The sequence below is a fragment of the Streptosporangium carneum genome (assembly GCF_027922005.1).
Classification (GTDB): Bacteria; Actinomycetota; Actinomycetes; order Streptosporangiales; family Streptosporangiaceae; genus Streptosporangium; species Streptosporangium carneum.
Map to the genome: position 1 here is coordinate 196,543 of NZ_BSEV01000001.1, position 20,235 is coordinate 216,777.

General features: G+C 70.8%; 14 protein-coding genes. 8 read left to right on the forward strand and 6 right to left on the reverse strand.

What is annotated here, in order from left to right:
- Positions 1-7: 7 nt before the first annotated feature.
- From PKF00_RS00905 to PKF00_RS00930, 6 genes are all read right to left on the reverse strand, one after another.
- Entirely contained in the window at positions 8-1,876 is a 1,869-nt protein-coding gene (locus PKF00_RS00905; protein WP_271215375.1) for a phenylacetate--CoA ligase family protein, read from the reverse strand.
- The gene (locus tag PKF00_RS00910) at positions 1,873-3,159 is read right to left on the reverse strand and encodes an ATP-grasp domain-containing protein (RefSeq protein WP_271215376.1); all 1,287 of its coding nucleotides are present in this window, start codon (positions 3,157-3,159) and stop codon (positions 1,873-1,875) included. Before PKF00_RS00910 ends, PKF00_RS00905 begins: the two co-directional genes overlap by 4 nt.
- Complete coding sequence (locus tag PKF00_RS00915; protein ID WP_271216330.1) at positions 3,156-4,115, reverse strand: 3-oxoacyl-ACP synthase III family protein; 960 nt, start codon at positions 4,113-4,115, stop codon at positions 3,156-3,158. The genes PKF00_RS00910 and PKF00_RS00915 overlap by 4 nt, the downstream gene beginning before the upstream one ends.
- A complete protein-coding gene (locus PKF00_RS00920; protein ID WP_271215377.1) occupies positions 4,115-4,957 on the reverse strand; it encodes a TauD/TfdA dioxygenase family protein in 843 nt (280 codons plus the stop codon). The genes PKF00_RS00915 and PKF00_RS00920 overlap by 1 nt, the downstream gene beginning before the upstream one ends.
- Positions 4,958-5,144: 187 nt before the next feature.
- On the reverse strand, positions 5,145-6,308 hold the full coding sequence (gene hemA / locus PKF00_RS00925) for a 5-aminolevulinate synthase (RefSeq protein WP_271215378.1): 1,164 nt from the start codon (positions 6,306-6,308) through the stop codon (positions 5,145-5,147).
- A gap of 567 nt (positions 6,309-6,875) precedes the next feature.
- Positions 6,876-7,733 carry an NAD(P)-dependent oxidoreductase gene (locus PKF00_RS00930; protein WP_271215379.1) on the reverse strand — a complete coding sequence of 286 codons (858 nt, stop codon included), beginning with the start codon at positions 7,731-7,733 and terminating at the stop codon, positions 6,876-6,878.
- A gap of 233 nt (positions 7,734-7,966) precedes the next feature.
- Here PKF00_RS00930 and PKF00_RS00935 point away from each other — a divergent pair, with 233 nt between their 5' ends.
- The 8 genes from PKF00_RS00935 (at position 7,967) to PKF00_RS00970 (ending at position 20,121) form a co-directional block, all read left to right on the forward strand.
- Positions 7,967-9,622 (forward strand): MFS transporter, encoded by a 1,656-nt coding sequence (locus tag PKF00_RS00935; protein ID WP_271215380.1) that lies wholly within the window; start codon positions 7,967-7,969, stop codon positions 9,620-9,622.
- Between the two features lie 606 nt (positions 9,623-10,228).
- The gene (locus tag PKF00_RS00940; protein ID WP_271215381.1) at positions 10,229-11,464 is read left to right on the forward strand and encodes a DUF8094 domain-containing protein; all 1,236 of its coding nucleotides are present in this window, start codon (positions 10,229-10,231) and stop codon (positions 11,462-11,464) included.
- Between the two features lie 29 nt (positions 11,465-11,493).
- Positions 11,494-13,221, forward strand: a complete 1,728-nt coding sequence (locus tag PKF00_RS00945) for a hypothetical protein (RefSeq protein ID WP_271215382.1) — start codon at positions 11,494-11,496, stop codon at positions 13,219-13,221.
- The gene (locus tag PKF00_RS00950; protein ID WP_271215383.1) at positions 13,218-15,500 is read left to right on the forward strand and encodes a hypothetical protein; all 2,283 of its coding nucleotides are present in this window, start codon (positions 13,218-13,220) and stop codon (positions 15,498-15,500) included. The genes PKF00_RS00945 and PKF00_RS00950 overlap by 4 nt, the downstream gene beginning before the upstream one ends.
- Positions 15,501-15,552: 52 nt before the next feature.
- On the forward strand, positions 15,553-16,545 hold the full coding sequence (locus tag PKF00_RS00955) for a MinD/ParA family ATP-binding protein (protein ID WP_271215384.1): 993 nt from the start codon (positions 15,553-15,555) through the stop codon (positions 16,543-16,545).
- The gene (locus tag PKF00_RS00960; protein WP_271215385.1) at positions 16,545-17,309 is read left to right on the forward strand and encodes a flagellar basal body-associated FliL family protein; all 765 of its coding nucleotides are present in this window, start codon (positions 16,545-16,547) and stop codon (positions 17,307-17,309) included. Before PKF00_RS00955 ends, PKF00_RS00960 begins: the two co-directional genes overlap by 1 nt.
- Before the next feature lie 17 nt (positions 17,310-17,326).
- A complete protein-coding gene (locus tag PKF00_RS00965; RefSeq protein WP_271215386.1) occupies positions 17,327-19,021 on the forward strand; it encodes a hypothetical protein in 1,695 nt (564 codons plus the stop codon).
- Positions 19,021-20,121: a glycoside hydrolase family 16 protein gene (locus PKF00_RS00970; RefSeq protein WP_271215387.1), complete on the forward strand. Its 1,101-nt coding sequence runs from the start codon at positions 19,021-19,023 to the stop codon at positions 20,119-20,121. The genes PKF00_RS00965 and PKF00_RS00970 overlap by 1 nt, the downstream gene beginning before the upstream one ends.
- Positions 20,122-20,235 lie beyond the last annotated feature (114 nt).

Sequence of the window (20,235 nt, forward strand, 5' to 3'; positions counted from 1 at the left end):
CCGGGCACTACTCCAGACGCCGGTCGATCACCGGTTTGATCTTGCCGCTCACCGCGTTCCTCGGCAGGGCGCCCTCGCCGTGGCACTCGACGACCAGCCTGAACACCTCGAGGCCGTCGCCGAACGCGTGGCGGTCGCTGAGCGCCTCGAACTCACCGCTCAGCAGGTGGCGCACCTTCTCCGGGTCGAGGTCGAGCGGCGACTCGGTGCGGACGATCACGGTGTCCGTGCCGTCGCTCGAGGTGATCTCGACCTGCAGCCGCGACACCTGGAAGACGGAGAGCGCGGCGAGGATCTCGTTGTACAGCACCGTGCGGGCCTTGACCTTGATCAGGCCGTCGGACCTGCCGAGATACTCGAGGACCCGTCCCGAGACGCCGCAGCCGCAGTCGCGGACGGTGATCCTGCCGACGTCGCCTATCCGGTAGCGGATCAGCGGGCCCTCGAACTTCTGCAGGCTGGTGACGAGCAGCTCACCGGCCTCGCCGTCCGCCAGCGGCCTGCCGTCGTCGTCGACCACCTCGATCAGGTTGTAGTCGTCGCAGAGGTGGTGCAGCGTCCCGTCCAGCTCGCGGCACTGGTAGCCGAGCTGGGCGCCGTCGTTGGCCGCGACGATGCTGGAGATCACCCGGACTCCGAGGTGCTCGCGCAGCCACGCCTTGTCGGTCTCGGTCATCGCGGTGCCGCCGTAGACGACCTTCTCCAGACGAAGGCCCGCGTCGCGCGCCTTCGCCTCGCGCAACATCGGGAGGATGAGCGCGGGCTGGCCGACGACGGCGTTCACTGAGAAGCTCCGCACCAGCGTCAGCAGGTCGTCGACCGTGATGTGCTGACCTGTCGTGTAGCACTCGATCGGCATCTGCGAGAACTCGCAGCTGCTGGTGATCAGGCCGCCGTAGAGGCTCCCGCCGAACAGGGCGTTGATCAGTCGGTCGCCCTTCTCCAGGCCGACGCCGTACAGGACGGGGACGGCCTCCCGCACCATGTTCGACCAGTCGGCGAGGGAGTAGACGATGTAGCGCGGCCCGCCGGTCGTCGCCCCGCTGCGCAGCACCTCTCCGCTCGGCGGCGCGTCACTGGACATGTCCCTGCTGACCGGCAGCGTGTGGGCGTCGAGCTCCGCCTTGTCCAGGACGGGCAGCAGCGTCAGGTCCGACCGGTCGGCGACCCTGGGGAGGTCCCGGTAGTACGGCGTGCGGCGGGCCCGCTCGACCAGGTAGCGCAGCTTGGCCCCGACGCGCCCCGCGTCCTGTTCCGCGTCGCGGCTGCGGGCGACCGCGAGGCGGGTGCCCACCAGGTAGTCGCGGTTGAACAGCCGCCCGACCCACTCCGCCCTGCAGTCGGCGGCGAGGACGGCCGCCGCCCGCCCGGCCCGCGCCCCGGCCGCCGCGTCGATCCGGACGCGCGGTTCGGGGACGTCGACGAGCAGGCCGTCCGCCGTGTCGTCGTCCCCGTCCACGCCGTCCTTCCGCGGGCCCCTCACCGAGGCGTCCGGCAGGGGGAAGCCCGCCTGCCGGAGAAGACCGGTCACGGCCTGCCAGAGATCCCGCCGTCCGGTGCGGATGACGACCTCGTTGCCGGTCGCCCAGCCGAGCAGCAGCCCGCGCAGGGTGCGGGAGGGCACGTCGTCGTCCAGCAGGACCGTGCCGACCGGGGAGAACTCCTCGACGTCGTCGCTGCCGGACAGCGACCGCCAGGGGTACTGGCCGAGGCCGCCGAACAGCTCGTCGAGCCCCTCGGTCAGCGTCGTGCCGTCGAACAGGCCGGTCAGGTCGTGCGCGGCCAGCAGCCTCGCGGCCTCGGAGTCCGGCTCGGCCGCCACCAGCCGTTCGACGTGCTCGACCGCCAGCAGCAGGTCGGTCGGGTAGTGCCTCACCGCGGGCTCCCCGTACGGACGAGGGGCGCCAGGACGAACTCCCCGAGCAGTTGCCTGAGCACCCCGGGGTCGGGGTGCGACGCCTCGATGAAGACCGGTATCTCCCACTCCTGGTAGGTGATGTGGTCGGGCAGGGGCTGCGTCCCGTCCAGCGTGTGCACCCTGTCCACCCACGGGTGGTGGCGTATGTGATCCGGCACGTCGACCTCGTAGCCCTCCTCCGGGTTCAGGTGGTGCCCGGGGAAGATCGCGAAGCCGTGGTAGCGCCCGGTGACGGGTTCCGGCTCCGGCCTGGGCCAGCCGAGGCGGATGGCGATCTCGTGCGAGGGCAGGTGCACTCCCGTGTGGCGCAGGTGGGAGGTCACGATGCCCGCGCCGCCGAGGCGGTTGGCGATCTCGAGGAAGACGAGCTCCTGCTCCTTGGTCTCGAAGAACTCGAGGTGCACGCAGCCGGTGTCGATCTCCAGGGCCCTGAGGACCTGTTCGACGAAGGCGCGGTGGCGCTCGTCGTGCTGGATCTGGTGGGAGGCGATCGGCGTTCCCCGCGCGAAGTCCACCGGCGTCCTGACACATCTGCTGAACACGACGTTGACCAGTTCGCCGTTCTGGACCAGCCCGTCGGCGTGCAGGACGTCGCCGTCGACGTATTCCTCGAGCTCGAAGTCGCCGGGGTTGGCGAGCCTGCGGTAGGCGGCCAGCGCCTCGCCGGTCGTCTCGTGGATGACGACCTCCTTGCTCGAGGCCCCCTGCCGGGGCTTGAGGACGGTCCTGCCGGTCCAGGGCAGTGAGCCGTCCCGTGACGGGCCGGCGGCCGCGTCCCCGGCGTCGCCCGTCACGGGCAGGTCCGTCACGGGCAGGTCCGTCACGGGCAGGTCCGTGACAGGCGGATCCGCGACGGGCAGGTCCGCGACGAAGCGCGGGTAGCGCACGCCCGACCCCTCGAGCGCCTCCTTCATGGCGACCTTGTCGCGGACCCGCCGCAGCCGCTCCAGCGACGGGCCCTCGATCCCGAGGTGGCGCCGTACCCGCCAGGCCAGCAGGACACCGTCCTCCGACAGCGACAGGACCTGCTCGAACCCCTCGTCGGGAGAGATGTTCTCGACGATCCATCCCGCCAGGTCGTCGTGCGGGCCGACCGCGAAGCGGTGGCAGCGCAGCCATTCCGGCAGCTCGGCCATCCGCTCGGCGCGGCCGACGTAGGTGACGTCGTGCAGCTCGTGGTCGATGCCGAGGTGGTAGTCGATCTTGCGGTACGGAACCTGGTGGATGACCAGAATCTTCATCTCGCGCACTCCAATGCGGTGACGCCCCAGCTGAAGCCCATGGCGCTGGTGGCCAGGAGGATCAGGTCCCCGTGTCGCAGCGCTCCCCGCGTCTGGAGGTCGCGCAGCGCGATCAGGGTGTCGGCCCCGCCCATGTGGCCCAGCCGGTGGTAGTTGAAGACGCTCCTGGACTCCGGTATCCCGACGGTCCGCAGCAGCCGCTCGTGCATCCTCCGGTCGCCCTGGTTGATCAGGAAGTACGAGACGTCGTCCTTCTTGCCCCCGACCGCGGCCAGGGTCTCGTCGATCAGCCGGGTGAAGTTGTCCACGTACGCGTCGGCCAGCCCGGAGCGGTGCTCGCCCCGCCGGATGGTCAGGCGCTCCCGCCGGTGTTCGCCGAAGTAGTAGTCGGACCAGCTCGGATCCGTGCGCGCCGTCGAGTGGAGCACCTCGAAGGAGAGGCCCTCACCCGCCACCAGAACGGCCGCCGCCGCGTCGCCGAAGTTGAACAGTTCCTTGGAGCCGGGGTCGTCGTAGTCGACCATCTTGCTCAGCCGGTCGCCGACGAGCACCAGCGCGTGCCCGGTTCCGCCCGCCGCGATCCTGTCGAGGGCGATCTGGATCGCGGTCGTGCCCGCGTTGCAGAAGTTCGTCACCTCGAAGCAGTGCGCGCGGTCGGCACCGAGCGCCGCGGCCACCTTCGCCGCAGGCGACCAGAACGGGGTGTCCCACTCGCCGGACCCCGCGAAGATCACCTGCCGGATGTCCTCGGGGCGCGTCCCCGTGCGGTCGAGGAGCGCCGCGGCCGCCTCGAGGGCGAGCTCCCACGACAGCTCGTCCTCGCCCAGGGCGGGGATCTCCTCGCAGTGCGTGATCTCCCTGATGGCCTCGGCGGGCACGCCGGACGCCGCGTGCATCCGCGCCACGCTGACGCTCGACCGCGGGAGGCGGATCTCGAAGTCGACGATCCCGCCCATCACTCGCCGGATTCGATGCTGATGCGGTGCACGGTCCGTGACACGCCCGGCTCGACCTCGGTGGCGCAGTGGTAGGTCGTCGCGGTCTTCCAGATGACCAGGTCGTTGGGCGTCCAGCGGTGGGTGTAGACGTGGTCGGGGTCCTGGACCAGCTCGTCGACCAGCGCGAAGAACGCCTCGTTCTCGTTGGCGTCGAAGCCGACCACCGAGTCGAGGTACTCCGGCGCGCCGTACAGGTAGGGACGTCCCGTGTGGGGGTCCTCCCTGACCAGGGGGTGCTCCACCTTGGGGTGCTCGATGTCGATCAGCGCGCGGAACTCCGCGACCGAAAGGCCGATGTGCTCGCTGCGGATCCGCAGGCGCTTGCTGACGGTGGCCAGCGCGGTCCGGCCCGCGACCTTCCGCTTCCACTCCTCCGGCAGGCGTTCGTAGACGTCGGCCGCGTTGGCGTACAGGGTGTGGCCGCTGGTGGAGGGCACGTTCACGCCGTGCAGCATGGTGTAGGGCGCCGGGTTCGCGACGAAGGTGGAGTCCTGGTGCCAGAAGTTCCCGACCCTGGCCACGCCGATCGGCTTGTTGTCCCTGATCTCGTTCGAAGAGATCATGATCTCCTCGAACTCGGGGTGACGGTACTTCTCGAGGACGAAGGGAACCGGCTTCCCGAGGCGCGTCGCCAGCTTGATCTGCTGGTGGGGCGTCAGCTCCAGGCCTCGCACGACCACCAGTTCGCGCTGCCGCAGGCTCTCGACGAGCTGGTCGAAGACCTCGCGCCGCTCGAAGTCCTCGTAGGTGACGTCGGACAGCTCGGCGCCGATGAACGGGGTTATCTCACTGACCTTCATGTTGCCCTTCTCATCTGTTCGTGGACGAGTCTGTTCGTGGACGAGGCGGTCGTCCTGCCGCGTCCGTCTGTGCGCGAGGCCTTCCTGGTCCGGCCTCGCCGGCAGCGGGCGAGGCCTCCTCGACGGCCTCGCCGGTCGGAGGCGAGGCCTTCTCGTACGGCCTCGCCGGTCGGGGGTGAGAGCCCGGCTACTCGGGAGCGAGACTCTTCCGCAGCGCGGCGACGAAGTCGTCGATCTGCTCCGGCGTCCTGTACGGCGGGACCGTGACGCGGAAGCGCTCCGTTCCCCTGGGGACGGAGGGGAAGTTGATCGGGGTGACGTAGATCCCGTGCTCCTCGAGCAGGCGTCGTGACACGCGCCGTACGCGTTCCGCGCCGGGCACCATGACCGGCACGAGATGGCTTTCCGCGTCGATGAAGTCGATGCCCGCGGCGCGCAGCGCGCCCTTCAGGTACCGCACGTTGTCCATCAGTCTCCGCCTGAGGGCGTCGCCTTCCTGGACGAGGTCCAGGCCCTTGAGCGTCGCGTCCATGCTGGACTGCGGCAGGGCGGTGGTGAAGATGAATCCGGGGGCGTGGGAGCGGACGTAGTCGAGGGCGCCGTCGGGACCGGCGACGTATCCGCCGACGGTGCCGACGGCCTTGCCGAACACGCCCTGGACGAAGGTGGGGCGGTGTTCGCCGAGTTCCTCGCACACTCCCGCGCCCGTCGGGCCGATGGTGCCTATGGCGTGCGTCTCGTCGACGAACGTCAGCGCGTTGTACCTGTCCGCGAGGTCGCAGATGGCGCCGACCGGCGACACGTCCCCGTCCATCGAGTACACCGACTCGAAGACGATCAGCTTGGGGTGATCGTCGCCGTACTCGGCGAGCGCCCGCTCAAGCGCGTCGAGGTCGTTGTGCGGGAAGACGTGTTTCCTGCAGCCCGTGCGGAGGATTCCCTCGATCAGCGACCTGTGGTTGCGGGCGTCGGAGAACACCACGATGTCGGGAATCGCCGAGATGAGGGTGCTCAGCGTCTCGAAGTTGGCGACGTATCCGCTCGAGAAGATCAGCGCGCGTTCCTTGCCGTGCCAGGCCGCGAGTCTGGTCTCCAGTTCGACGTGGGTCGCGCTGGTCCCCGCGATGTTGCGCGATCCGCCGCTTCCCGTGCCGTGTTCGACGGTCGACTCGATCTGCGCCCGGACGAGTTCGGGGTGCTGGCTCAGCCCGAGGTAGTCGTTGCTGCACCAGACCTGGACCTTCTCCGCGCCGTGCGTCGCGTGACCGCGCTCGGCGGCCAGGTGGGAGCAGGGGAAGAAGCTGCGATAGAGGCCGTTCCGTCTGAGCTCCTCAAGCTTCCTCGGAAACACCTCCAATAACGTGTTCGGCTGTTCCGTCAACGCTTGCGTCATGAATCGACCCCGGTTCCTTGAGAATTCCACATGGCCTGCGGCCGGTAGAGACGGCGCTCGAAAGGAAAACGCGAGAAACAACGACCCCGACCCCGGGCACGCGACGGGGGAGACGAAAACGAAATCATGCGTGCCGATCCACGTGAACGACGTTCGTGACGTTCTTCCGGACCTGACGTGCGACCGCCTCGTCCGGTCCGGGAACACGGGCCCGGTGAACCCCGGATTCCCTGTCCGAATCCCGGCTATGTGGTCATGGGCCTGTTCCCGTCGAGGAACCGGTCAGCTCTCGTTCTTGCCATGGATCTCATCGCCCCTATCGAGAGACTGGCCACAGGGAGTGCTGTTCTGTGTGCGAAGCCGAATCCCGGCTGGATACCCGCACATTTTCCTCTATTACCTACAGGGATGGTAGGTAAGTGAAGAATAAGTGTCAAGGATGGAATTGCGGTGTAGCTCCGTCCGATTTGTGTCACACGCCGGGCACCGAACGTCATTCCGCCCTTCCGGCGGAAAGGGCGTCGATCAGGCGTGCCGCCGCTCGCGGACCAGTTCCACGATCGCGGCGATGTCGGAGTCGCCCCAGCCGTGCTCGGCCGCCTCCTCGTAGAGCCGCTGGACCAGTCGGGCGATCGGCAGGTCGAGGCCCAGCGACTCCGCGAGTTCGGCGGCGAGCCGTACGTCCTTGGCGCCGAGCCGTGTCGTGAACCAGCCGTGGTGGTCCCCGCCGATGACGTCGTCGAGCCGGTTGTGCAGTGCGGGGGCGACGGTCGGCCACTGGAAGAGGAAGTCGCGCAGCATCGACTCGTCGAGCCTCGCCGCCTGACCCGCCGCCACCGCCTCGGAGACGACGGCGAGGCCGGCCAGGAGCAGGTAGTTGTTCAGGAGCTTGTACGTCAGCGCGCTTCCCGGGTCGTCCCCGCAGTACCGCTGGACCGTGAACACGTCCCGCCAGACGGGGTCCAGCCTGCGCACGTGCTCCCGTTCGCCCCCCAGGAGTCCCATGGCCTGACCCTGCGCGACGGTGGCCGGCCCTCCGACGATCGGCGCGGCGACGAACCTGCGTCCCGGCGCCGTCTCCCGCAGCTCGCGGGAGGTGGCGGGGGAGACGGTGCTCATGTCGGCGATGATCGGGGTCTCGTTCGCGCCGAGACCGGTCAGCCGCGCCATGACGTCCCTGCTCGCCCGGTCGTCCGCGAGCGACATCAGCACACCCTCGACGTCGTACGCGGCGTCCATCGGCGAGGACGCCTCGACGGCGCCCGCCTCGACGACCTCGGCGGCTTTGCCCGGCGTGCGGTTCCAGACCCTCACCGTGTGGCCGCGCGCGAGCAGCCGCCGAGCCAGCGCCCTGCCCATCCCGCCCATACCGAGCACCGCCATCCGCATGTGCCCTCCCCCTTTTGCCCCGCTTCACGAAGAATTCCCGGATTCGCGGAACGACAACCACAAGGGGTGACAGCCGGTTGACCATGAGCCGACATCCCCTTCGACGCGCCTGAGCGCGGGGCGTCAGCGCCTCCGGCCGGAACCGTCGGCGTTCGGTCACCCGGCTCCGGCCGGGACCGTCAGCGTTCGGTCAGCGGCCCGTCAACGCCGCCGCCGAGGCTTCGGGCATGACCTCCTCCTCCGAGACCCCGGAAACCCCCAAGATCCCCGATCCCACCGACCCCGCCGGTCCCGTCGCCCCCTCCGGTTCCTCCGGCTCCCGGAAGTGGGGCACGCTGGCGATCGCCTGCCTCGCCATGCTGCTTCTCTCCATAGACCTCACGGTGCTCCACCTGGCCGCGCCCAAGCTGGTCGAGGACATGCGCCCCTCCGCCACCCAGTTCCTGTGGATCGTCGACGTGTACGGCTTCGCGCTGGCCGGACTCCTGGTCACCATGGGCAACGTCGGCGACCGGATCGGCCGCAAGCGGCTGCTGCTCACCGGCATGGTCGCCTTCGGGGGCGCGTCGGCGCTGACCGCGTACGCCGTGACCCCCGAGTGGCTGATCGCCGCCAGGGCGTTGCTCGGCGTCGCGGGCGCGACCGTCATGCCGTCGACCCTGTCGATGATCCGGAACGTCTTCACCGACCCCGGGGAGCGGACGACCGCGGTCGGTGTCTGGAGCAGCGTCTCCGCGCTCGGCTTCGCCGTCGGCCCCCTGGTCGGCGGGGTGTTGCTCGACGGCTTCTGGTGGGGGTCGGTCTTCCTCGTCAACGTCCCGGTCGCCGTGCTGATCGTCGCCGTCGGCGCGGTCGTGCTCCCCGAGTCGCGCAACCCGCGCCCCGGACGCCTCGACGTGGTGAGCGTGCCGCTGTCGATCGTCGGCGTCATCGCGGTGATCTACGCGCTGAAGACCGCCGCCCACGACGGGATCTCCGGAACCGGCGTCTGGGTCGCGGCCGCGGTCGGCGCCCTCTCGCTCGTCCTGTTCACCCGGCGGCAGACCCGGCTGGCCGAACCCCTCATCGACGTGCGTCTCTTCCGGCACCGCGCCTTCTCCGGCGCGGTGGGCGCCAACGTCGTCTGCATCTTCTCGATGCTCGCCGCCTCGCTCGCCTTCGCGCAGTACTTCCAGCTCGTCCTGGGCTGGTCGCCGCTCGTCTCGGGGCTGGCGAGCCTGCCCGGCGGGCTGGCCGCGGCGGTGGGCGGGAGTCTCGCCGCCCCACTGGTCGCCGCCGTCGGCAGGGCACGGGTCGTCGCGCTCGGGCTGGTCGTGAGCGCTGTGGGGTTCGTGCTGTACAGCCGGTTCGGAACGGACACGGGCTACGTGTACATGCTGGTCGCCATGGTCCTCACCGCCGTCGGCAACGGGTTCACCTTCGCCGTGACCAACGACACCGTCCTCGCCTCGGTCCCCAGGGAGCGCGCGGGCGCGGCGTCCGCGATCGCGGAGACCGGTCAGGAGATGGGAGGGGCGCTGGGCATCGCCGTGCTGGGGACCGTGCTCAACAGCGCCTACCGGGCCAACCTGCGGCTGCCCTCCGAGGTGCCCGCGCCCGCGGCGGACCAGATCGGGGAGTCGCTCGGCGGGGCGCTGCAGACCGCGGCCGCGCTGCCGGACCAGGTGGCGGGGGCCGTCGTGCGGGCCGCCAGGCAGGCGTTCGTCGAGGGCATGCAGACGACCCTGGTGACGGGGGCCGTGCTGCTCGCCGTTCTGGCGGCGGCCGTGCTGGTCGCGCTGCGCGGTGTTCCCAAGGTGATCCCCGAGGTGATCCTCGACGGTGAGGGCAGGGTCCAGGACGGGCCCGTCCCCGCCACGCAGAGCACGCGACGCTCACTGTGAGCATTCGCGACCCCCAAAAGGGTCAGACCCTAATTGCCCGGCCGACGCGCCTGATCGGGCGGCCCGAACACGTGAAAACCATTCGGATCGGACCCCGGGGAGGGCGGACGGCAATCCGCGCGTGGAAACGATTTCATACCCGTCGCCCACGGTGCGTAACCCGGCACAGGAAACCGGAAAAACAACGCAGGACCAACGGAAACCCCGCTTCAGGGAAATAGCGGATCAACAGTAAACGTCACAGACCAGCACAAACCATCAGATGTGCGGTTCTCCAGAGAAGCCCGACCCGACCCGTGGAGCACTCAACCGCAGGTCACCGCAGGGAGGGTTTCGGACATCCCATAATTGGCATTAGGTGTTATTTATAACCTAATAACCATAAGTGCCGATTACCATCTCCCTTTACCTTCCCAATAGATCACGGTCAGTCTAATATTTGGACCTATGTCATGGCGCGCATCAGATTTCCCAGACGAGGAAGCCTGGCCTCCCGGTCGTGGCGGCGCTTCCGTCGGAGACGAATCTGATGACGAGTCCGACTGGCACCCCGAGCGGCTTCCGACATTCAACTGGCGGAAGGTCATTCTGTTCGGGGCGTTCTCCGTGATCATTGGCGGAGCGGGCATCTGGTTGGTCAGGCAGAACGCGTCGGAACAGCAGACGCTGGTCGCCGACCCCTCTCCCCAGATCTTCACCGACTCCTCCCCCAAGCTCCCGGGAGCGGGCGACGATCCCGGGCTCTTCGGGACGGGCGGGAGCACTCCGCCGCCGAGCCCCTCATTGAGCCCCTCACTGAGCCCCTCATTGAGCCCCCCGCCGAGCACAGCCTCCCAGGGCGCGACCGACAGGCAGCCGATCCCCTCCGCCTCCGCCCAGGCGGGCCGGGGCGACGACGAGAAGGCGAAGTCCTCCACCGCCCCGACCGCCCCGGAGAAGGCGCGGATCGAGAGCTCCTCCCCGCCGCCCGGCGACGCCTCCCAGCTCACCATCCGGCAGGCGTACCGCATCCACGGCCGCTACCAGAAGGAGCTGTCGGCGGTCCAGGGGAAGCTGGACGAGGCCGCCATGGGAAAGCTCGAGGCCGGGCTCGCGGTGGAGCTGACCCGGGCGAGCTTCAAGACCGCCCGCATGCAGGGTGAGTCGGTGGCGTCCGGCACCTGGCCGAACCCGCAGGTGTGGGTGGCACGGCACGTCGAGGGCAGCCCCGACTGGTTCGTCGCGGTCTCCCACGAGCAGGGCATCGCCCGGGTCGTCGACCTGATGACCGAGACCTCCGCGGGCTGGCGTCTGGTGGCCTCCGGCGCCGACACGCGCGCCACCCCTCCGGACTTCCCCAGGATCGCGACGGACGCCGAGGGATACGCCACGAGCCTGCCGGAGAACGCGACCGGCCTGGTCGCGACGCCGCGCCAGATCGCCGCCGCGCACCTGGCGAGCCTGGAGAGCGCCAAGCCCGACCCGAGGTTCGAGGACGGACCGTGGACCAGCGAGACCGTGCGGTTCTGGCAGCAGGAACGCGCCCAGCTCGAGGAGGCGGGGTGGATTCTCAGCCTGTCGTACCGGCCTGAGGGGCCGGTACGAGCGCTGCGGACCGGGGACGGGGGCGCCCTGGTCTGGTACGCGGCACGCTCGACCGACTCCCGTATGGCCGAGCGGGTGGGGGCGAAGGTCACCCTGAAGGGGTCGGCCGCCGTCCGCACCAAGAAGAAGGCGTTCGCCCACTCGGCGAGCGCGACCTACGGACGGATGTACGTGACCTATGTCCCCCCCGCCGGCTCCACCGAGCCCGTCCGCGTGCTGGGCGAGTGGAGTGATGTCTTGGAGAGCCACGGCGACTGACATCCCACTGGAAGAAGAGGAACACCCATATGACACCTTCACGTAAGCCCTCACGCGCGACGGTGATCACTGCGAGTATCGCGATCGGCGTGTTCGGGGCCGGCGCCGGGCTGGGAACCGTCATCGCCGCCCGTTCCGAGCAGCCTGTCAAGGGCGAGGTCATTCGCCTGGCCGCCGGCACCTACACCCTGAACGACGGGGCGCAGGCGTGGACGTCCCAGAAGGCCGGGGGCGACCCCGCTCCGCCCGCCGGCTCCAACGCGGGCGGCGCGATCACCGACAAGGGGGCGGCCAAGACGTCGATGAACGCGAAGATCTGCCTGACCGCGACCATCGACGGGCACGCCGTCTCCGGCGGCGGAGGAGGGTGTCAAAACCTTCCCGTCCTGGCGAGCGCCCACGCCCCCCTGCAGCGTCCCGGCAACCCCAAGAGCGTGACGACCAAGGAGGCCGCGCCGCCGAAGACGGCGACCAACCCGCCCGCGGTCAAGCCCGTCAAGAACTCCACGCCCCAGGAGAACGGCGGCGGCGGTGGAGGCGGCGGAGGCAACGGCGGCGGTGGAGGCGGTGGAGGCACGCAGAAGGCCCCCGACCCCGCGCCGATCCAGCCGCCGAAGGCGACGACCAAGCCCGCTCCCGCCCCCGCGCCGACGAAGAAGGTCAGCGGCAACATCTCCGACAGCGGCAGCACGATCGACAAGCCCTCCCAGAATCTCGCCGAGAAGCCGAAGCTCAACATCGGGGCCTCGGCGGGACCGAAGAGCGCCGACGACCGGGAGGAGAAGAAGCAGCAGGAGCCTCCCGCTCCCAAGCAGGCCAAGCCGACGGGCACCCTCAAGCCCGCCCTGCCGAACAGCACCCAGAAGCCGAAGTCCCAAGGTACGTCCAAGCCGACGTCCCCCACCGCGGCTCCCAAGCCGTCCGGACCGCTCAAGCCCGCCCACCCCACCTCCGAGCCACTGGTCACGAACGGTCCCGCCGAGCCCGACCGGCCCGCGCAGGAAGCGCAGCTTCCCACCCCCGACTCCCAGCAGGAGCCCGACGGGAGCGTGCTGAGGCCCGCGGACCCGTCGCAGGAGGGCGGCGCCTCCGACGGCTCCGACTCCCTTCCGGTCTTCAAGGACCCCGAGCTCCTCAGGCGGGCCCAGGAGGCCCTGGGGCTCGACAAGAACATGCGCTACACCGACGAGAACGGCGTGTGGGACCTCAACATCGCTCCGCCTGGCACTCCGCCGTGCCGTGACTACTCCCCCGAGGAGCTTCAGGGGCTGGGCGCCGACCAGGAGGGCGCGGTCATCCCGCGCGACTCGTGCCAGTGGCCCGCCTTCGTCCGCTGGCTCTACGCCGAGCCCGCGCCGGGTGAGGTCAGCAACTGGACCAAGTTCACCGGCCTGCCCGAGCGGAACCTGGAGTTCGTGGTGACGAACCAGGCTCCGGAGCAGCCCGACCAGCAGAACCAGCAGGGCGAGCAGGGCCAGTCGGACCAGCAGGAGCCCGGCAACGAGCCCGGCCAGCTCCTGCCCGACCAGCCCGGCCAGCTCGACCCCGCGCAGCCCGACCAGCAGAACCAGCAGAACCAGCAGAACCAGTCCGATCCCGCGCAGCCCTCGGGGCCGGAGCAGCACTCCAGCCGGTTCGACCGGTCGGGCGGAGTCGACCCGGCGCAGCCTCCCCAGCACGACCGTCGTGGCTCCGGCCATGTCAAGTCCGGTCCCGGTCAGGTCGAGCCGTACCAGGACGGGTACACCGGCCCATGAGCACGTCCACCGGCGCCGGGCGTGACACGCCCGGCGCCGGCCAGGGGGCGGCATGGGTGAGCGAGCACGGCGCGCACCTGATGGACTACGCCGCCTCCCACCTCGCCTCCGACCGGGTGCTGCCCGCGGTGGCCTCCGCGCTGGCCGCGTGCCTGGCCGAGCCCCCTGCGCAGAACGTCGGCGTCAGAGGACGGCTGTTCGCCGTCCTCCGGCGTGACTGCCTGACCGCCCCGGGTCACCGGGAACGGTACGTCCCCGACACGGGACCCGGCATGCCGGACGAGGAGGTGACCGAGCGCGTCTGGTCGCTCGTCGAACCGCTGGGCACCGAGACGCTCAGGCTGATGTACCGTCACGGGCTCGCCACGGAGGACCTCTCCCACGTGCTGGCGATGCCCGTCGAGGACGTCACCAGGCTCGCCACCCGCACCCAGGACCTGATCGAGATCCTGGCGAGCGGACTGGACGCGCTCGCCAACAGGCGTCGTGGCTGCCAGGAACTCGAGCCCCTGGTCGAGACGCTCTTCCCCGAGGAGGAGTGGACGGCGTCACGGCTCGACCAGGACGCGCGGGCGAGCCTGCTGTCCCACATGGTCAAGTGCCCCGTGTGCGCGCGACCGATCAACATCCGCTACACGGTCCCGCAGATGGTCTCCCATCCGCGGATCCGCGCCCTGACCGCCCAGACCAGACGGCGACTGCTGGAGTCCCTGCCGCCCGCGGCGGACCAGCCCGCGCCCGCCCGCGGCGGCGCGCCCTCCGCGCCCGGACGCGGCACCTCGCCCTCCGTGCTCGCGGCGCCCACCGCGCCCCCTGCGGCCACCACGCCCGCCGAGGCGCCCGGACGCCCCAGGCCCGCCGCCTCCTCCTCGTCCGGGTCCTCCTCGACGGCCGGAGTTCCTCCAGCCGCGGGAACGCCCAAGGCGACCAGGCCCGCCAAGTCCTCCGCGCCCACCAGGGCCGCCAAGGCGACCGGGTCCTCCGCGCAGGCAAGGCCCCCCAAGGCGTCCGGCTCCCCGGCGCAGGGCAGGTCTCCTTCCCCCGACGGACCCTCCGGGGCGACCGGGTCGCCCGCCCCCGGCGCAACCACCAGGACCGGAGAGGCCTCCAGGACCGGAGGGGATCGCCGGTCCGCCGCGGGGGAGGCGACGGCCGCCCAGGGACCGACCGCCGACGCCAGGCAGGAGGCCGAGTCCGCACCGCCCCGAACGGCCAGGCAGGACCGCTCCAGGCTCCCCTACCACCCCGTTCACCCCGACCGCGCGGACCGTTCCGACAGCTCCGGCCATTCCGAACGCCCTGACCTGCGGGAGCAGCAGGAGTCCCAGGAGCGGCCCGGCCGCCAGGGCCGTCAGGACCGCTCCAGGATCCCGTACGGCCCCGCCCTGCGGGACCGCGCCGCCCACCAGGACCGCCCCACGCTGCCGTCCATGCCCGCCCTGCCCTCGGGCCCGTCGGGCACGGCGGGGCCGCCCCTCGCGCCGCCGGTCCCGGGGCAGGACACGCCGCTCTACGACGCGCTCTTCACCCAGGCGTGGGCACGCGGCGGCGACGCGACCACCACCATGCCGTCCATGCCGTCGGTGCCGTCCGCCGCGACCGGCCGCCCCTCCGGCGACGCCCGCGCGTCCGCGGCGAAGAAGTACCGCGACGTGGAGGAGGAGGAAAGCTTCGGCGGCGCCGGAGTCCGTTTCCTCGAGGCGATGTCGTGGGCGGGGGAACGGATCAGGACCACCACCGTCAAGATCATGATCATCGTGGTCGCGGGAGGAGCGGGCACCCTGACGGGGATGAACCTCCTGGCGCCCGCGATCACCCCGGAGGACGGCTCCCTGCGGGCGACCACCGCGCAGGAGCCCGCGCCCCGTGGGACCGCGCCCCTCGAGACGCCTCCCGAGACGCCCGCCGGAACCGCCCCCGCCGAGACGCCCTCCGAGGCGGCGCCCTCCGAGGCGGCGCCCTCGGGGAACACGCCCGCCGACCGGAACGGACTCGCCGCACGGGTGCGGATCCCGCCCCTGGTGACGCTCGACGAGTTCGGTCAGGGAAACATGCTCCTCACCGTGACGGGACCCGCCATGCGGTGGCGGATATCGGCTCCCGGGCTGGTCGTGAGCCCCTCCAGCGGCACCTCGAGACCGGGACATCCGGACGTGATCACCCTGCGCGCCCTCCGGATCCGCCACTGGTGCGGCACGCCCTTCTCCGCGACCGCCCCGCTGACCGTCCACGGCCCCGACGACTCGATCACCACGACGGTGCGCTGGCAGACGTGCTGACCACCCCCTCCCTCCCGATCTTCGCAAAGCTCTCTGTGAAAGGACCTTGGCCATGACGGAGACGTCCCCCCAGATCCAGTCCTCGCCGCCCCCGCAGGGCGAGCAGTTCCAGGAGACGGTCCCCCTCACCGCCGAACACCTGCTCATCAACCGGCGTCCGGAACCGGCCGGTGGATGGCGTCGCCTCGTGTGGCAGCTCTCCGGCGGGAGGATCATCCCCGCGGAGTCGGCGGCGGAGCTGGAACGCCGCACGCTGATAGCCCAGGCCCAGACTCCCGTGGCGAGCGGGCACCACCGGATCGCGGTGATGAGCCTCAAGGGCGGGGTCGGCAAGACCACGACGACCGTCGCCCTCGGCAACACCCTGGCCTCCCTGCGGGGCGACCGGGTGATCGCCATCGACGCCAACCCCGACCGGGGAACCCTCGGCATCAAGGTCAAGTCGGAGACCGCGGCGACCATCCGCACCATGCTCGCCGAGGCTCCCCACATCCTCCGCTACGCGGACGCGCGCGCCTTCACCTCCCAGTCGCCCGCACGGCTCGAGGTCCTCGCCTCGGACACCGACCCCGCGGTGAGCGAGGCGTTCAACGCCGAGGACTACCGCACGGTCGCCGGGCTCATCGAGCGCTACTACTCGATCTGCATCACCGACTGCGGGACCGGGCTCCTGCACGGGGCCATGGGGGCGACGTTGGAGTTGGCCGACCAGATCGTGCTGGTCAGCCTGGTGGCGGTGGACGGGGCGAGTTCGGCCGCCGCGACGCTGGACTGGCTGACCGCCCACGGGCACGCGGACCTGGTCAAGAACGCCATCGTCGTGCTGAACGCCGTCGAACCGAAGTCCGACGTGGACGTGGAGCTGCTGGAACGCCACTTCGGCTCCCGCTGCCGCGCCGTGATCCGCGTGCCGTACGACCCGCACCTCAAGGAGGGCGCCGAGGTGGACCTGGTCCGCCTGCGGCCGACCACCAGGGGCGCCTACCTTCGCCTGGCCGCAGCCGCGGGCCAGGCGTTCGGCCAGCGACAGGACCGGAGCCGTTAGTGCGACCACCGATCTCCGAGGACCGCGACCTCGACTGGGATCTGGGGCCTCCCCCGCGTAACAACCGCCGGATGGTCATCGTGGTGATCTCGATGGTGGGGGCGATCCTGCTGGCGGTCGGGGTCTGGCGCCTCATGGGATCCGGGTCGGACGATCCCCGGTCGGTCTCCACCGCGCAGGTCGCCGACACGAGAGTCGCGCTCGCCCCTCCCTCGGGCTACGAGAGCGAGGCGGGCTACCCGGTCGGGTTTCCCCGCACGGAGCTGGGGGCGGCCTCGGCCGCCGCGGCCGCGCTGGAGGCCGCCTGGACGCTGGACGTCGCCCAGGCCGAGCACGCGGCGGTCCTGTACGCCCCGCCCGACCAGCGGGAGGTGGCCCGGGCAGGCGCGCGGGCCTCGGTCGCCGGATGGCGGGAGACCCTCGGGCTTCCCAAGACCGGGGCGCTTCCCCCCGGGGCCGCCATGCGGACCAAGACGATCGGGATCCAGTGGCGACCCCGTTCCAAGGACCTGGTCCAGGTCTCCGTCCTGGTCCAGGTCACCGCGACGAAGGGGGTCGGGGACACCGACCCGACCTATTCGAGCCCGTACGCCATGAACCTGCTGATGACCTGGAACCCCACCATGCGCGGCCCGAGCCAGGGGGACTGGGTCAACATCCCCGACCCCGCCCCCGCGGCCGTGCCCCGCGTCGCCCCGCCCGGCACCCCCGAGTTCACCGCCGCGGGCTGGAAGCCCCTCTCCGGTCCCGATCCCACCCCCTAGATCGAGGAAGACCATCCATGCCTCCACGCAGTCCGTCCAGACGCGTCACCCTGGTGTCCGGCCTTCTGCTGGCCGGGGTGTCCGCCACGACCAGCGCGATCATCGCCCAGCCCTGGACCGCCCTGGCCGAGCCGGGAGGCGGGTCCTCGGCCTCCTCTCCCGCGCTCGCCCCCCAGTCCGCCTCCGACGACTCCCCGGCCACGGGGTCCGACCTGCCTCCGCTGTCGGACTCCGAGGGGTCGTCGGTGTCGGATGACTCCTCGAAGTCCGCACAGGAGCCGTCGGACACCGGCCCCTTCGCATCGGGGGACGACTCCCCGGCGCAGGAGGAGGGCCCGTCGGACACGGGGTCCGCCGCCAAGGACGATCCGCCCGCCGACGAACCGGAGGCGGTCGCGAAGAAGGTCGAGGAGCTCGAGAAGGCCGAGGAGCCCGAGGATCCCGAGGGCTCAGAAAAGTCCGAGGGCTCGGGGAAGTCCGGCAAGCCCGAGGGCTCGGGGAAGAAGGGCAAGGAGTCCGGGGAAGGGACGCAGGAGGCGCCTGCCGCCAAGAAGAAGGCTCCCTCGTCCGAGGTCCCCGCGCCGAAGCACCCTCCTGTCTCGGCCGACCAGCACCAGTCCGCCAAGGTCCCCGCGCCACACTCGAAGAGCAAGTCCGCCCAGGAGCCGCAGAAGGTCAAGGCCTTCCAGGAGCCTTCCGAGAAGTCCGGCACGTCATCCTCGAAGCAGGCCCCTGAGACGTCCGCGGATGACTCCGACCAGACGGCCTCGGAGAAGGCCGGCACGACCATGTTCTTCGCGGCGTCCCCCGTGACCGACGAGACGTCGGCTCCCGCGGAAAGCCAGGCTCCCGAACCGGCCCAGACCCCGGTTCCGGACAAGAACGGCAAGCCCGCGGCCACCCCGACGCCCACGGCCGCGCCCACGTCTTCCAGCACGCCGGAGCCCGCCCACAGCCCGACCCAAACCGTAAAACCCGAAAAGACTGGTAAGTCGGAAAAGTCCGCATCTTCACAGCCGAAGCCGCCGAAGAAGGCACCCGCGAAGAAGGCGCCGAAGCCCTCTGCGAGCCCGACCGCGAAGACCGCGACCCCGCGCCCGGCGACCCCGAAGCCGACCCCGCAGAAGGGAACACCGAAGAGCACGCCGAAGCCGGCCGTGAGCCCGACCGCGAAGACCACGGCCGCCCCGTCACCCACTCCCACGAGCCCCGTCTCCCCCACGCCGACCCCGACGTCGCAGACGGCGGAGCCCACGCCGACGGCGACCGGCGTTCCGACCGGCGTGCCCACCGTTCTCAGCTTCCCCGGCCCGACGGCCACCCCGACCGCCGTTCCCACCACACCCGCGCAGGAGCCGACCGGAGAGCCGGGGACCCAGCCGACCTTCGTGCCGTTCCCGGCGTCCCCGTCCCCGCGAGCGGTCGTCCCGCTGCCGCCGCTGCGCGGCTTCTTCGCCTCGGAGGTCTGCGGGTCGCAGCAGATCGCGGCGTGCTGGAGCCTCGCGCCCTGGCGTAGCCGTACCGCCGAATTCCCCATGACGCCGCCGGGCGCGGGACAGCACTCGCCGGCGACGCCCCGGTGGGTCTTCGAGTCGCCTGTCAGCCGTGCCGCCGCGCCGAACTCGTCCACGACCTGGTCACCGAACGTGGCCGGCTGCTGGAGCTTCAGCCCGTCCGCGCTCTGCGCCAGACCCGAGGAGAAGCAATCGTGATGTCCCGACCCCACGTGCGATTAGCCGTGCTCAGCGCGGTGGCCGCGCTGGCGGTGACCACCCTCACCGCGGCTCAGGGCGAGGTCGCCTCCCGTGCGGCCTGCTCCCCCTCGAGCGGCGGTTCGAGCGCCGCCGAGGCTCTCGGCTGGGGGACGCCGGACTGGTGCGCGGAGTTCGACGACTACCTCGACCCGGACGACTGGGTGGTCTACGACTCGCCGGGGCACGCCGGAAACGGCCGCCGCTCCTCGGGGCAGCTCTTCCTCGGCGACGGGGCCCTCTACCTGCACGGCACGGCCGACGGCACGACCGCGGGACTGGCCAGCCGCCACGGTCAGACCTACGGCCGCTGGGAGACCCGCATCCGGCTGTATCCAGGAGCCGGGTCGTACCACCCCGTCGCCCTGCTGTGGCCCCAGGAGGGCGGGGGGAACGTGCGGAGCGCCACCGACGAGGAGATCGACTTCCTCGAGGTCATCAACGACCCGGGCAGGCAGCGGCCCAACTTCTTCCTGCACACCCCGCAGGGCCAGGAACAGGCGCACGCCACCGTGGACATGACCGGCTGGCACACCTACGCCGTGGAGAACACCCCGCAGGGGGTCACCGGCTACCTCGACGGACGGGAGTGGTTCCGCTCGTCCAACGCCACCCACAGCCCGATGTCGGCCTGCCTGCAACTGGACTGGTTCCCCGGCCAGGGCGGCTCGGGGGAGGCGTGGATGGAGGTCGACTGGCTCCGCATCTACTCGCTGGACTCCAAGGGAAGCTCCAACGGGAGTTCCAACGGAAACGCCAACGGAAACGCCAACGGGAGCGGCAACGGGAGCGGGAGCGGCAACCAAAACCCCAACGGGAGCGGGAGCGGCAACGGGAGCGGCAACCAGAACCCCAACGGAAGCTCCGGCAAGAACTTCGACGAAAACCCCAACGGAAGTCCTGGCGACGGCTCCGACGAAGGCCCCGACGGGAGCTCCGGCAAAGGCTTCGACGAAGACCCCGACGGAAGCTCCGGCAAGAACTTCGACGAAGACCTCAACGGGAGCTACGGCGACGGCTTCGACGAAGGCTCCGACGTGGACTTCGACGGCGCGGAGTGAGCGACTCCTGGTCACCCACTCACACCGGAGGGCGCGGGATGCCGATCCCGCGCCCTCTCCGTCGTCTCGGACCTCCTACTCGCCCCCGGCTCGCCCCCGACCCTCTCCGCGCCC

What these genes read in the sequence shown, in the direction of transcription:
- PKF00_RS00910 (WP_271215376.1), bottom strand. Translation starts at nt 3,159, where the DNA reads ATGAAGATTCTGGTCATCCACCAGGTTCCGTACCGCAAGATCGACTAC.
- PKF00_RS00915 (WP_271216330.1), bottom strand. Translation starts at nt 4,115, where the DNA reads ATGGGCGGGATCGTCGACTTCGAGATCCGCCTCCCGCGGTCGAGCGTC.
- PKF00_RS00920 (WP_271215377.1), bottom strand. Translation starts at nt 4,957, where the DNA reads ATGAAGGTCAGTGAGATAACCCCGTTCATCGGCGCCGAGCTGTCCGAC.
- PKF00_RS00930 (WP_271215379.1), bottom strand. Translation starts at nt 7,733, where the DNA reads ATGGCGGTGCTCGGTATGGGCGGGATGGGCAGGGCGCTGGCTCGGCGG.
- PKF00_RS00935 (WP_271215380.1), top strand. Translation starts at nt 7,967, where the DNA reads ATGACCTCCTCCTCCGAGACCCCGGAAACCCCCAAGATCCCCGATCCC.
- PKF00_RS00945 (WP_271215382.1), top strand. Translation starts at nt 11,494, where the DNA reads ATGACACCTTCACGTAAGCCCTCACGCGCGACGGTGATCACTGCGAGT.
- PKF00_RS00950 (WP_271215383.1), top strand. Translation starts at nt 13,218, where the DNA reads ATGAGCACGTCCACCGGCGCCGGGCGTGACACGCCCGGCGCCGGCCAG.
- PKF00_RS00955 (WP_271215384.1), top strand. Translation starts at nt 15,553, where the DNA reads ATGACGGAGACGTCCCCCCAGATCCAGTCCTCGCCGCCCCCGCAGGGC.
- PKF00_RS00965 (WP_271215386.1), top strand. Translation starts at nt 17,327, where the DNA reads ATGCCTCCACGCAGTCCGTCCAGACGCGTCACCCTGGTGTCCGGCCTT.
- PKF00_RS00970 (WP_271215387.1), top strand. Translation starts at nt 19,021, where the DNA reads ATGTCCCGACCCCACGTGCGATTAGCCGTGCTCAGCGCGGTGGCCGCG.